The following is a 14,637-nucleotide window of genomic DNA, read 5'->3' as shown; positions in this document are numbered from 1 at the left end:
GTCGCCGAAAAATCGCCAAAAGAAAAGCGGGAATTCTACATTCCACGATTACATAGGGAACGCAGCCTTTACGGGACAGAATTTGAAATAAAGCTAAGGAACGAGCTTACCCAAAAAGCTATTGCCCGGGAATGTGCGGATTGGATTCGCAAAAAGGTAACCTTTAAATCAAATTCCACCAATTCCGGGATGAGCGGATTTCTTAACATACAAACAAACAACCGGCAGCTGACTTACCTGCCGATCAACGGGTTTACAACCGTTGATATTGGCTGCGAGCGCGGCAACAACATCTATAATATGGTGAATAAATTTGAGGCTCCCTTCAGCAGTGAATATATCCGCCTGTTCGACAGCGTATGGAACGATGAAAGCCGTCTTCAGGATGTAACGGAAGAAGTAATCGAATCCATATCGGCTGTTTACCAGGAAAACCCCGCCGAGCTTATCTATTTTATGACCCTGTATAACATTTTCAGCGAATTCCTTGAGGATATTTCCGAAGATGTGCTGCCCAATGAAGCAACCGGTTTCAAAAACAGCGTTATCTGGAACAAACTGTACAGCTTTCAGAAAGACGCCGCCCTGGCAATCATTAATAAGCTTGAGCAATACAACGGCTGCATACTGGCGGACAGTGTGGGTTTAGGCAAAACCTTCACAGCCCTTGCCGTCATCAAGTACTATGAAAACAGGAACAAGAATGTCCTCGTTCTTTGCCCAAAAAAGCTGAAGGATAACTGGCTGACTTATCGCGGCAATCTGATCAACAACCCGCTGGCCAAAGACCGCCTGCGTTACGACGTTCTTTTCCATACCGATTTGTCTCGCGAACGAGGTGATTCTGTTATCGGCTTGCCCCTCGACCGCATCAACTGGGGCAACTACGATCTCGTCGTTATCGATGAATCCCATAATTTTCGCAACGGCGGCGCTGTAACAGGTGAGTACGGGGAAAAAGAAAACCGCTATCTCAGACTGCTCAACAAAGTCATCCGCCCCGGCGTAAAGACAAAGGTTTTGATGCTCTCCGCCACCCCGGTGAATAACCGTTTTTATGACCTGCGCAACCAACTGGCTTTGGCTTATGAAGGAAAGTCAGAATTAATTAATGAAAAATTAAACACCAAAACAGATATTGATACTATTTTCCGGCAGGCTCAAAAGGTATATAACGCCTGGAGCAAGCTGCCGCCTGAATCCCGTACAACGGCTTCCCTGCTTAAGCAGCTGGATTTTGACTTTTTTGAAGTTTTGGACAGCGTGACCATTGCCCGCTCCCGTAAACACATCCAGCGCTACTATGACATATCCGAAATAGGCAGTTTCCCGGAGCGCAACAAGCCGCTTTCCTTGCGTCCCAAACTGACCACGCTGAACAATGCCATCAATTATGAGCAGATTTATGAACAGCTCATGCAGCTTAATCTGTCCGTCTATACGCCGACAAACTATATCCTCCCCAGCAGGCTTGGCAAATATATCGATATGGATTCGGAACACAGCAGGCAGCTTTCGCAAAAAGGGCGCGAGGAAGGCATCCGCCGTTTGATGAGCATCAATCTGCTTAAGAGGATGGAAAGCTCGGTGCATTCATTTAAGCTGACTGTAAAACGCATCTATGAACAAATACATTACACCCTGGAGCTGATTGACAGCTTCCGGTCCGGCGAGGAAGTTACCGTGCAGGATGTTCATGACTTTGGCGAACTTGATCTGGATGATCAGAATATCGATATTTTAAGCGTCGGCAGAAAATTTAAAGTCGATTTGCGCGATATGGATTATCTCTCCTGGCAGCGGGATTTGTCCGCCGATCTGGAAGTTTTGGAACTCCTGATTTTGATGCTTGAAGATATTACTCCGGAGTATGACTATAAACTGAATGGGCTTTTGCGGGTTATCGAGAAAAAAGTCACAAACCCCATTAATCCGGATAATAAAAAAATCATCATCTTTACGGCCTTTGCCGATACGGCAGAGTACCTGTATGAACATGTCAGCCCTTTTGTGAAGAAAAAATTCGGACTGGACTGCGCCCTGATTACAGGCTCAATTGAGGGAAGAACCACCATACCCAAATTCCCTGCCGACATGAATACAATTTTGACCTGTTTTTCTCCAATTTCCAAGGAGAAGGACCTGGTAATGCCGAACAATCACAACAATATTGACATCCTGATTGCCACCGACTGCATTTCCGAAGGACAGAACCTGCAGGACTGCGACTGGTGCATCAACTACGACATCCACTGGAACCCGGTGCGCATTATCCAGCGTTTCGGCCGTATTGACCGCATCGGCAGCAAAAACAAGGTGATCCAGCTTGTCAACTTCTGGCCGGATTTGGCGCTGGACGACTACATAAACCTGAAGGAACGAGTGGAAGCGAGAATGCGGATTTCCGTCATGACCGCCACCGGCGACGACGACTACATCAACCAGGACGAAAACGGCGATTTGGCCTATCGCCGGGCCCAGCTGGAAAAACTGCAGAATGAAGTGGTTGACCTTGAGGACATGACCACAGGCATTTCCATTATGGACCTGGGGCTGAATGATTTCAGGATGGACTTGCTCTCCTATATCAAAGAGCATCCGGATCTGGACCGGACTCCCTACGGCATTCACGCAGTGATACGGGGAGAAAAGCCCGGAGTAATTTTTATCCTGAAGAACGTGAATAAAGCCATAAACATCGAAAACCAAAACCGCCTTCACCCTTTTTACATGGTATACATCGGGGACGACGGGGAGGTCATCTGCAACCATTTGGAGCCGAAAGCCACCCTGGATACCATGCGCCATCTCTCCCGGGGCAAAACAAAGCCCGATATGGAAGCCTGCCATATTTTCAACCGGGAAACCAACGACGGCAGGAAGATGGACCGCGTATCCCAGCTGCTCCGGCAGGCAGTCGCCTCAATCATAACCGTCAAAGAAGAAAGGGATATAGACAGCTTTTTCGGGAATGGCGAAACCACCTTCCTGACCGGTAACATTTCCGGTCTTGACGACTTTGAACTGATCTGCTTCATGGTGGTGATAGGATGCTGAATTTTTCCGGCAAAGCATTCGTCGGGCGGAACATGCCCAAGGAGGCATTTTATAAAAACTTAAATTTAAGCAGCGAACTTAAAGAAAAATTCGTATCCGACGTAAAACGCATAGTCTTAGAGTACAAGCTGTCGCCGGATACTTTAAACATCGAAAAGAACGGGGAGACAACAGAAATTCTTGTACTCTCCATTGAATTGAAAAAGCAGGAGCTGGACTATCGGATAGTGGAAAACATAGCCCGGCAAAACGCCCATAAGCTGCTCTTCCTGCTCAAATTTCAGGAGCAGGGACAACTTGCGCTTTATTACGGCAAGCTTTATAAAACAGACTGGACACCGCTTACAGACCTTAAGCTGGAAGCCAGGGGACTAAATCTGGACAGCATATGGGAAGGGTTCATTGAGCAGATTGCCCTGCAGAAAAATATTATTCCCTCCTGCGATAGCCTTACTGTTGATGAAAAATTAAAGAAGCAGGATACCATCCTGAAACTGCAAAAAGAGATTGACAAACTGGAACGGTTATCCCGCAGCGAAAAGCAACCTAAAAAACGCTTTGAACTGTTTACCCGCCTCCAGGGTTTGAAGAAAAAATTAGCCGAGGAAAAAGGAGAATGAGCATGGACAGACTGAAAATGCACTCTGTGAACAAAGTGGATGAAAATATCAAAAAAATTGCGGAACTGTTTCCCAATACTTTGACCGAGGTCATCAAAGGCTACAGGGACGACGGTACGCCCATCATCGAGCACGCCATTGATTTCGACGTGCTGCGGCAGGAGCTGTCAAATATTGTTGTGGAAGGCCCGGAGGAGCGCTACCAGTTCACCTGGCCGGACAAGAAAAAGTCCATCCTCCTGGCCAACGCCCCCATTGCCAAAACCCTGCGCCCCTGCCGGGAGGAAAGCGTGGATTTCGACACGACCGAAAACCTTTACATAGAGGGCGACAACCTCGACGCTCTCAAGCTTTTGCAGGAAACCTATCTTGGAAAGGTGAAGATGATCTACATAGACCCGCCGTACAATACCGGTAAGGATTTTATTTATGAGGATGATTTTGCAATGGAGAATGCAGAATGGAGAATGCAGAGTGGGGATTATGATCAGGAAGGGAATAGGCTTGTGCAAAATACCGAAAGCAATGGGCGGTTTCATACCGACTGGCTGAATATGATGTACCCGAGACTGAAGCTGGCTAAGGATTTATTGAGTGATGACGGGGTTATTTTCATTAGTATTGATGATAATGAAGTGGAGAATTTGAAAAAGATTTGCAATGAGGTGTTTGGGGAAAAGAATGAAATCGGATTGATGACTATTCAGAGCAATCCAAGGGGGTCACAAGCAAGCAAGCATTTATCTAATGTACATGAATATATTCTTATGTATTCTAAAAATAGTTCTACATTACAACTAAAAGGAACAATGAAGCCGGTAGAAAAATTAGAAGAATACTCAGAAATTGATGAAAATGGCAAAAAATATAGACTTTTAGGATTGCGACAGCGTGGCGGCGCATGGAAAAAAGAGGATAGGCCTAACATGCATTTTCCTATTTATGTTAATCCTAGTAATGGTAAAATATCTCTAACACAGAATAAAGAATATTCAATAGAAGTTATACCAAAAAGACCAACTGGTGAATTAAGCAGATGGACCTGGGGAAAGGAAAAAATAATATCGGAAATAAATATGATTGTGGGTAAAAGAATAAATAGGGCAGGCGAAGAGAATGCATGGGATATATTTAGGAAAGATTATCTTGAAAATGTGGATGGAACAATAAAAACTGATAAGATTAAAACAATATGGATTGATAAAGAAACAAATTATCAAAATGCAAAAGTAGAAATAAAAAGTTTATTTGGGAATTCGGAAATATTCGATTTTCCAAAGCCTACTTTTGTAGTAGAACGTTTGGCGTCAATGCTATATTTAGAGGATAATGAGATTGTTCTCGACTTCTTCTCCGGTTCTGCCACCACCGCCCATGCCGTCATGCAGCTTAACGCCGAAGACGGCGGCAATCGCAAATTCATCATGGTGCAGCTTCCTGAGCCTTGCGACGAAAAATCCGAAGCCTACAAGGCAGGCTATAAAACCATTGCTGAAATCGGCAAAGAGCGCATCCGCCGGGCGGGCGCTCAAATTATTGAAAAAATGCAGAATGCAGAATGCAAAATGATGAGTGATGAAACAAAAGGCAATAATTCTGAATTCTGCATTCCTCATTCTGCATTCGATAAAGGCTTCCGCGTCCTGAAGGTGGATTCCACCAATATGCAGGATGTCTACTACAGGCCTGATGAATACACCCAGGATTTGCTCTCCTCCCTGACAGACAACATAAAGCCCGGCCGCACTCCGGAGGACCTGCTCTTCCAGGTCATGCTGGATTTGGGCGTGCTCTTGTCCAGCAAAATCGAGGAAATGGTTATCGGCGGCAAAAGGGTGTTCAGCGTGGCGGACGGGTACCTGATGGCCTGCTTTGACAATGACGTCACCGATGAGGTGGTCAGGGAAATTGCCAAAAGGCAGCCCTATTACGCCGTTTTCCGCGACAGCAGCCTCGCCAGCGACAGCGTCGCCACCAACTTTGAGCAGATTTTTGCAACCTACAGCCCGTCAACTATAAGGAAGGTGCTGTAAAATGTGTGATATAAAATGTGATTTAAAAGATAAAGCCTATTTGAAGGAAAAAGTGCGTCAGGCATTAGAACGTTTATATTTATACGATCTGGACTTGATACGGTTATCCAGTGTTGAATGTAGTATCTCGGCAAGAATCGCTATGCATTTACACACTCTGCTTTCTTGTCATGAGCGCCTTGAGGGTATATGTAAATACAGAATCGATTGTGAGTACCGGAAAATGAGAAATGATAGTAAACCCGCACCTAAAGGTTACTCACATGAAAATATGAGGCCGGATATTTTAATACATCAACGTGCCGGGGAAAATGGAGATCCTAAAGAAGGCAATATTTTATTTTGTGAAGTTAAACAAGGTAATAAAACAAACGAGGATGCACAAAAGATCGAAGAAGCATTATCAAAATTACAGTACCTTTATGGGCTTCAGATTTTTAATATACAAGCTGGTAATATTTCAGTTCAGTGGTATGAACGTACTGTTCCAAACTATACAAATGCCGATGAAGATGTGATTGTTTATCGCTGGAATAATCATAAGCTTGAATAGTAGGTGAAATCCATTTGAAATTCCAATTTAAAATACAGCAATACCAGACCGATGCCGTCAACAGCGTCGTAAATATCTTTGCAGGACAGCCCTATTCCGACCGGGTCAGCTATGTGCGTGATTTGGGTATTAACGAGAAACCCCAGTATACTCAAATATCCATGTTTGATGAACCTGGATCTCCGGGAGATGACGCAGCCATCGGCTTTGAAAACGCCCGGCTTGGTCTGACCCCCGGGCAGCTTCTGCAAAACATCCGCAACATGCAGGCCCGCAACAACATCAAGCAGTCCGAGGCTTTGGTCAGCCACCTGGGGGCCTGCAGCCTGGACGTGGAAATGGAAACCGGCACAGGCAAAACCTATGTCTACATAAAGACCATTTTTGAACTGAATAAGCGTTACGGCTGGAGCAAGTTTATTGTGGTGGTTCCTTCCATTGCCATCCGTGAAGGGGTATATAAGACTTTTCAGATTACCCAGGATCACTTCATGGAGCATTACGGCAAGAAAGCCCGCTTTTTCGTCTACAACAGCCAAAATTTGACCGAACTTGACAACTTCAGCGCCAGCAGCGGCATAAATGTCATGATTATCAACATCCAGGCCTTCAATACATCATTGAAGGAGGATGCCAGGAGCAAGGAAGCCCGCCGCATTTATGAAAAACTGGATGAATTCGGCAGCCGCAGGCCTATTGACGTCATTAAGGCCAACCGCCCCATCCTCGTCCTGGATGAGCCGCAGAAAATGGGCGGGGACAAGACCCAGAAAGCACTGGCTAATTTCAATCCCCTGTTCTGCCTGAACTACTCGGCCACGCATGTTCAGCACCATAATCTCGTCTATGTCCTGGATGCGGTGGATGCTTACAATAAACGGCTGGTAAAGAAAATCGAGGTCAAAGGATTTGAAGTCAAGAATTTAAGGGGAACCGACCGATATTTGTTCCTTGAGAATATAATTATCTCGCCCAAGAAGCCGCCGATGGCCAAAATCGAGTTGGAGATAGAATACAAAAAATCTGTCAATATCAAGCGCGAAGCGCGCATCCTCGGCGTGGGCGACGACCTTTATGTTGAATCCAACGAAATGGAACAGTATAAGGGATACCATATCAGCGATATTGACCCCATACGCGGTACGGTGACCTTTACCAACGGTGAAGTGCTGTCCCGGGGAGAAGTTGTCGGCGATGTTTCCGAAAAGGACCTGCGCCGGATCCAAATCCGGGAGACCATTATTTCGCATTTTGAAAAGGAAAAACACCTGTTTGAACTGGGGATCAAGACCCTTTCCCTCTTCTTTATAGACGAAGTGGCCAAATACCGTGCTTATAACGAAGCAGGGGAAGAAGTCAACTCCGAATACGGGGAAATGTTCGAGCAGGAGTATGTAAACGTGCTGAACGATTACATTACTTTAGAAGATACGCCTTATATACGTTACTTGAAAAGCATTGATCCCCATGAAACCCATGCAGGGTATTTCAGCATTGACAAGCACGGCCGCAAGATAGACAGCCCTACCAAGCGGGGAAGTGATGAAAGCGATGACATATCGGCCTATGACCTGATTCTTAGGGATAAAGAACGCCTCCTAAGCTTTGAGGAACCGGTGCGCTTTATCTTTTCCCACTCGGCCCTGCGGGAAGGCTGGGACAACCCCAATGTCTTTCAGATCTGCACCTTGAAGCACGGCGGTGCCAGCCCCACCCAAAAACGCCAGGAAGTGGGCCGCGGCCTGCGCCTGTGTGTAAACCAAAGAGGAGAGCGGATGGACATGGGAAAGTGCGCCGATTCCGTCCACTCCATCAACATGCTCACGGTTATCGCCAGCGAAGGCTATAAAAATTTTGTCGCCGATTTGCAGACCGGCATCAAAGAGGCCTTGTATGAACGGCCCACGAAAGCGACGGTGGAATATTTTACAGGCAAGACCGTTATGACCGGCGAGAAAACGCATGTGCTTAATGTGCAAGAGGCCAGGGACATCTACCGCTATCTCATTAAATACGATTATATTGACAACAACGACGGCATTACGGAAGTATACCGGACCGATCTCGAAAACAACCGCCTGGCTCCCCTGCCTGAATCTCTTGCGCCCTTTGGCGAGGGTGTGCATGCGTTGATCCAGAGCGTGTTTGATGAAAGCGTCCTCAACAGGATGATCGAAAACGGCAATAAGACAAAAATTCCGGAAAATGCCATCAACGAGAATTTCTATAAAAAGGAATTTCAAACCCTCTGGAATTATATCAACCGTCAGTATGCCTACACAGTCGAGTTTGACAGCCGGGAACTGATAGAAAAAGCCATTAAACATATCAATGAAACCATGTACGTTTCCCGGCTTCAATACACGGTTACAAGCGGCATGCAGACAGACGAGCTGGACGGGAACGCCATTGCCCTCGGCAACAGCTTTGTCCGGGAAAATGCCAGGACGGAAGCCCTGAAGCACGCTGCAACAAGCCAGGTTAAATATGACTTGATAGGCAAAATTGCCGAAGGCACCACCCTCACCCGCCGTACGGTTGCGGCCATACTGGCAGACCTTGAAAAGCCGGTATTTGCCTGCTTTAAGCAGAATCCCGAAGAGTTCATTGCCAAAGCAATACGCTTAATAAAAGAACAAAAAGCCACCATGATTGTCGAGCATATTTCTTATGACCAGATTGAAAAGCAGTATGACAGCAGCATTTTCACCGCTGAAAAAGGAACGGGCGATTTTACAAAAGCATTCCGGACCAATAAAAACATCCAGGATTATGTATTTACAGACGGAACCGCTGAAAAGAGCGTCGAACGCCGCTTTGCGGAAGATATGGACAAAGCCGACGAAGTCTGTGTCTATGCCAAGCTGCCGAAAGGCTTTGCCATTCCAACTCCAGTTGGGAACTACTCGCCGGACTGGGCGATTGCCTTTTATGAAGGAACGGTAAAACACATTTACTTCATAGCTGAGACCAAAGGGACAATGGAAAGCCTGAACCTGCGTCCTATCGAGCAGGCCAAAATAAAATGCGCCAGGAAACTTTTCAATCAGCTGTCCACAAGCAAGGTCAAGTATCATGATGTAGACAGTTATCAGAGCCTGCTAAATATTATGGGAAAATTATAAGGACAATATGTTCATTATTTCATTATGCAGTAGTAAAAAAAGGGATTTTAGTGCTTTTAACAAAATATTAATATATGAAATGTATACAAAAATGGGCCGAACGAGATATTTATGTCGGTAAAGTTGATGAGAAAGACTATTTATATAAGTGGTATGACAAGCACTAAAGGTGAAGCTGAAATAGAAAATAACTAAACAAATATGACGGTATTATTGTGATGTTGTTGTAAATAACAATTAAATTATCCGTGATAAGGACAAACCTGTCTAAAGACAAGGACGCAAAGCCATAGGGTCTAAGGTGCTATTAAGCACTATGATAGCCTGGCTGCCGCATATTATATTACGTGCAAAACCTGCCCTTTCTTAAGTGGCAGGTTTTTTTGCGAGCAGTAAAGGGATTTAATTACTAATTTGAGAGTATAAGGTATATATTTCGACAAAATATCACTGTCATATTGATGATGCCGTTATCAAGATTTTTGTTTTTCGTTTTAAGTGAGTGAGGTGCTTATAGATGAAAAACGAATTTGTGTTAAAGAAGCTAAAATAGCAGAAGTAAAGGATTATAGAAGCTATATCTATGCTGATATTGGTTTCTCCAAAATGAATATTTATCCTCCATCCTTATGGTATAAATTACGTCCTCTAATTATCCCTCAATCCAATACGTGCCGAATAATCCGGAAAACCGCAATTTGTAACAAGCAAATTGCGGTTTTCTTATTGACAAAAAATCTGTATTTTCGACTTATATGCCGAAAAATCCATTTCTTTTATAAGCAACTTTTTGAATTGGACAAGCCCGGCTTTTTTACATATTTGGGATATTCATCAGGGTGCCGCTCTCCCCCTCTGTTTTGGTTTTTCTACTAAAAAAATCAAAACGGAGGTTCATATATGATAAGGATCAATTTGCGGGATTACTACCCGTTCTATAAATCTGACTTTTTCGTTGAAGTGACAAATGATATTTCAGGACTATTTAAACAGCTTAGCCGAAAGGAACATGCAGACTTTGAGCGCAGACGTGTCTACAAAGCATACTATTCCCTTGACGCTAACGATGGTATTGAAAGGGAGGTCGTCCTGCTGGTTTTATCGCCGGAAGAAATCTATGAGCGCAAAATGAGTAAGCAGGAGTTGTATGCCGCTATCAACAGCATTCCGGAAAAACAGGCAAAGCGTATCTACGCCCATTTCTTCCTTGACATGAGCAAAGCGGAAATAGCCAGGATTGAAGGCGTGAGCAAATCTGCTGTTACACATTCCATTGAGCAAGGCTTAAAAAGCATAGAAAAATTTTTAAAAAATAATTCTTGATAGGGTTAACTTTTGCCCAAAAAATCTGCTGATTAATAGAGGGACATGCTCTACCCCCCCTCAACAGAACCTTGACAATTGAATAGGTGTTTTATCCGGTACGTTCCCCGTATGTCCTGTGAAGGAAAGCCAGATTGCAGGTACGCCAGGACCACCTGTCCGGCATTATGCCGGATTGTAAGCGAAGGATCAATGCTATCTACGGATTGGATGAAGTAAAGGTGCGAGCGATCGATACCCGTGCAATAAATAAATGCTGGTTGCACTTAAGGCGATGACACATACGGAGGGATAATGATACTTGCGCATAGTCGAGGTTAGGTCCCAGAGTGCGCCCCGGTCGTTGACGGGGAGGTGGAATTCCTATGAGGACGGTCAACCGCTGTCCGCCGGATAAACCCATAATTATATATAAAAACCAAAACAGAGATGCAGACTAAGGGTGCGCCACATTGTACGAGCGTATATGCGCACCCAAATAATGGCGTACCCTTAATTCTGCATGTTTAACATTGCGTAGAAAGGGGCTGATACTTTGTTAAAGAGTAATGAGGCATATAAACTGGTCTTTCGGGAATATCCGGATGTAGTGAACGTAGAACAAATGTGCGAAATGCTTGGAGGTATCAGCACAAAAACCGGATACCGTCTTTTGAAACAAAATAAAATCAAGCATTTTAAGATAGGCAGATCCTATAAAATTCCGAAGCTCCATATTTTTGAATACTTAGACGTCGTACAGGAATCTAATACATAAAATTTTGTTTGCACATTTGAACTATATTATAAAGCCTGCTACACTCTAATCGTCAGTGGTAGGTGAATTTAAACTGTTACTTTTCAAGGAGGTTAATTATTATGGTAGCAGGACATCTACGGGAAAAAAACGGGTATTTCCATATTATCCTCAACTATAAAGATATTTATGGAAAACGCCAAACAAAGTCCATCAGCACAGGACTTCCCATAAAGGGTAACAAAAAACGTGCGGAAGCGATGCTTTTGAAAATCAGGAAAGAGTTTAACCCCGATACTGCAATGAGTGACAAAAACGCTTTGTTTGCAGACTTCCTATCAAAGTGGCTGAAAGATGTTATAAACAAAGTGGATGCTGAAACATATGCACTCTACTCATACGATGTTAAAAACTGTATCATCCCTTACTTTAAGAATACCGCCATTAGGCTATCAGAAATGAAGCCAAGGGATATAGAAAGCTACTATCAGTATGAGAAAACAGAAAACGGCATATCAAACAGTGCCCTTCTCCAATATCACGAAGCCATCAAAGAAGCCTTGCAATACGCTGTAGAGCTTGAATTGATTCGGGATAATCCGGCGGACAGAGTGAACCCGACCTCTGGTGAAGTACAGATATTGTTTACCGACTTCCTGCTGGAATGGCTGGAGATGATGAAAAACAGTGTTGAGATGACTACATTTGCGTCTTATTCCTACTGTATTAAGAGCAGCATTATTCCTTATTTTGAAGGAAAAAAGATAAAACTGAAAGACCTGACCCCAAAGCACATACAGGATTATTACCGGTATGAGCTTAATGAAAAAGGATTGAGCGCCAACACAGTTATTCATCGTCATGCAAACATCCGCAAGGCTTTGCAGTACGCTTTCAAGATTGGACTGATTAATTTCAATCCTGCCGACAGGATTGAGCGGCCCAGAAAGGAAAAATTCGTAGGCAGTGTTTACGATGCAAGCGAACTGGAAACCTTATTCGCTATCGTAAAAAATAAACGGATAGAACTGGCCGTGATTTTGGGCGCGTTTTATGGACTGCGCCGGAGTGAGATCGTAGGGCTAAAGTGGGACGCTATTGATTTTGAAAAAAAGACATTGACGATTAAACATACGGTAACCGAGGTAACGCTGGATGGGAAAATTACTACCATAGCAAAAGACCGTACAAAGACAAAATCGAGCTACCGCACCCTGCCGCTGGTTGCACCCTTTGAAGAATTGCTCCACAGGCTGAAGGCAGAGCAGGAACTAAATCAAAAGGTTTGCGGCAAGGCGTATTGCAAAGATTACCTGGACTACATCTATGTGAATGAGATTGGAGAAAGAATCAAACCCGGATACATTACGCAGCACTTTGCAATCGTCTTAAAAAACCACAATCTGAAGAAAATACGTTTCCATGACCTTCGACACAGTTGCGCCAGCTTATTATACGCCAACGGAGTCAGCCTGAAAGAGATTCAGGAATGGTTGGGACACAGCGATATTTCTACAACATCGAATATCTACACCCACCTGGATTTCAGCTCAAAGGTCGCTTCGGCCAATGCAATTATCGGCGTATATCCCACTTAAGCGGGAGGAACGCCAATACGGCAAGGAGGCGAAAGGCAAGTATGAATGCACTTCAAGAAAAGAAAAAAGCTCTCAAACCGCCTGCTAAACGTGTTAAGAGCTACAAGTTTCTATGGTGCCGAAGGCCGGACTCGAACCGGCATGGGGAGAACCCAACGGTTTTTGAGACCGCCGCGTCTGCCAATTCCGCCACTTCGGCGAGTTTATTTTAATTTCCCTGCCTTTAATCCGCCTTTAGAATTAGGAGGGACATTTAGGAGGGATATTAAAACCAAAACAATTATTTTGTTTTTAAAAGCCCTGTATTATCAGGGTTTGCACACACCGACGGGTGAAAGCACGAAGTAGATTTTGAGTCTGCTGCGTCTGCCAATTCCGCCACCGCGGCATAATGTAATTTGGAATGCAAAAATCATTCTACCAGAGATGAATTGCGCTGTCAACAAGGTAAAAAAGGTAAATGTAAAAAGGTAAATGGTAAAAAAGGTAAATAGCAAAAGAGGAAATCGTGGGAGATAAGCGGCGCTAAGCTCCTGGATAACGGTTTCTTGGGTTCAGGTGGAGTAAAACTCCACCTGAACCCAAGAATCCTGTTTATTCCCAAAGCGGCGGTATAACTCGTACTTATGCGCTCGATAGGTGCAGGGTAACTAAGTGGTCTTCTTATTATCGTCTTTTTTCGTATCTGCCATTCTTTCCGTACCAGGGCTGGTTTCGCGGTCAGCTCTTGTGACGGGCGGAACAATAGTGGTTCTATCCTTACCCGCGCCGGTATTTTTGAAGGTGTCCATTTCGTCCGCGAATTCCTGGTTCATTTTATTGGGGATTGTATAGCCTGTTGGTACGGTTGCGGTTCGGCCCGCGTTTTTGAGCCTATTGGCTCCTATTTCGGCTGCAGTTTCTTGCTCGTATTTTTTCTTTTCGTTACCTGGTTGATTGGGTTTCATCCTATTCTTGTCCATAAAGGACCTCCTTAATTATTGGTTTATAATTTAGGTTAACTACCTTTTCTTTATTGGTGGTCAACCGCCGTCGGGATTAGGGGGGGACAGTTCCAGTGCTTTTTCGTGAATTCTTTGCCGGCCAGGGTTTTTGATTCCGGCAGCAGGAATACGGTCAGCTTTTTTCTTTGCCATCTGCGATTTAGTGATATCCCTCCTTTCTTATGGTTATTTTACCCATAATCAAAAAGGATATCCTAGCAAGGTTGTAATTATGTTAAAATTGTTTGAGTGGGAACTTTCTCTATTTATTATCGTCTAAATGTAAATGATACGTGGAAGGGGGCAGCTAACCTTGTACAACGAACAGGAGTTAGTAACGAAAAGCAGAAATGGCGACATTGACGCCTTTGAAGAGCTTATCTGCCGCTATGAACGGAAAGTATATACTGTTGTCTACCGCCTCATAGGAAACCACGAAGATGCCAGTGACCTTGCGCAGGAGGCTTTTCTCAGGGCTTTCCAGTCAATCAAGCATTTTCGAGGGGAATCGTCTTTTCTTACCTGGATATGTCGCATTGCCACCAATGTGTGTCGTGATGAACTGCGAAAACGGTACACGACCATGACGGAGTCTCTAGATGAAAGAAT

10 protein-coding genes, 1 tRNA gene and 1 riboswitch are annotated in these 14,637 nt (G+C 44.3%); of the genes, 9 read left to right on the top strand and 2 right to left on the bottom strand.

From position 1 onward, the window contains the following. The 8 genes from HPY74_15965 to HPY74_15930 all read left to right on the top strand — a co-directional run. A partial coding sequence (locus HPY74_15965; GenBank protein ID NSW92140.1) for a DEAD/DEAH box helicase family protein occupies positions 1-3,057 on the top strand: 3,057 nt, incomplete at its 5' end. Further along, the gene (locus tag HPY74_15960) at positions 3,051-3,677 is read left to right on the top strand and encodes a DUF4391 domain-containing protein (GenBank protein NSW92139.1); all 627 of its coding nucleotides are present in this window, start codon (positions 3,051-3,053) and stop codon (positions 3,675-3,677) included. The genes HPY74_15965 and HPY74_15960, both read left to right, overlap by 7 nt. A 2-nt stretch (positions 3,678-3,679) precedes the next feature. After that, positions 3,680-5,710, top strand: coding sequence for a site-specific DNA-methyltransferase (locus tag HPY74_15955; GenBank protein ID NSW92138.1), 2,031 nt, complete (start codon positions 3,680-3,682; stop codon positions 5,708-5,710). Position 5,711: 1 nt separating this feature from the next. Then, a complete protein-coding gene (locus HPY74_15950) occupies positions 5,712-6,263 on the top strand; it encodes a hypothetical protein (GenBank protein NSW92137.1) in 552 nt (183 codons plus the stop codon). 14 nt (positions 6,264-6,277) lie between these two features. Next, positions 6,278-9,388 (top strand): DEAD/DEAH box helicase family protein, encoded by a 3,111-nt coding sequence (locus HPY74_15945; protein NSW92136.1) that lies wholly within the window; start codon positions 6,278-6,280, stop codon positions 9,386-9,388. A 246-nt stretch (positions 9,389-9,634) separates the two neighbouring features. Next, positions 9,635-9,724: riboswitch (cyclic di-GMP riboswitch) on the top strand. A gap of 564 nt (positions 9,725-10,288) precedes the next feature. Beyond that, on the top strand, positions 10,289-10,711 hold the full coding sequence (locus HPY74_15940; GenBank protein NSW92135.1) for a sigma-70 family RNA polymerase sigma factor: 423 nt from the start codon (positions 10,289-10,291) through the stop codon (positions 10,709-10,711). A 604-nt stretch (positions 10,712-11,315) separates the two neighbouring features. After that, complete coding sequence (locus HPY74_15935; GenBank protein ID NSW92134.1) at positions 11,316-11,468, top strand: helix-turn-helix domain-containing protein; 153 nt, start codon at positions 11,316-11,318, stop codon at positions 11,466-11,468. 101 nt (positions 11,469-11,569) lie between these two features. Next, complete coding sequence (locus HPY74_15930; GenBank protein NSW92133.1) at positions 11,570-13,045, top strand: site-specific integrase; 1,476 nt, start codon at positions 11,570-11,572, stop codon at positions 13,043-13,045. Positions 13,046-13,158: 113 nt separating this feature from the next. Here HPY74_15930 and HPY74_15925 read toward each other — a convergent pair. Beyond that, a tRNA-Leu gene (locus HPY74_15925) sits at positions 13,159-13,244 on the bottom strand. Positions 13,245-13,695: 451 nt separating this feature from the next. Further along, positions 13,696-14,007: a hypothetical protein gene (locus HPY74_15920; protein NSW92132.1), complete on the bottom strand. Its 312-nt coding sequence runs from the start codon at positions 14,005-14,007 to the stop codon at positions 13,696-13,698. A gap of 334 nt (positions 14,008-14,341) precedes the next feature. Between HPY74_15920 and HPY74_15915 the strand changes: the two genes are divergently transcribed. Then, the coding region (locus tag HPY74_15915) for a sigma-70 family RNA polymerase sigma factor (GenBank protein NSW92131.1) at positions 14,342-14,637 on the top strand (296 nt) is incomplete at its 3' end.

The sequence above is a fragment of the Bacillota bacterium genome (assembly GCA_013314855.1).
Lineage (GTDB): Bacteria > Bacillota > Clostridia > Acetivibrionales > DUMC01 > Ch48.
This window is presented reverse-complemented; position numbering and strand designations above follow the sequence as displayed.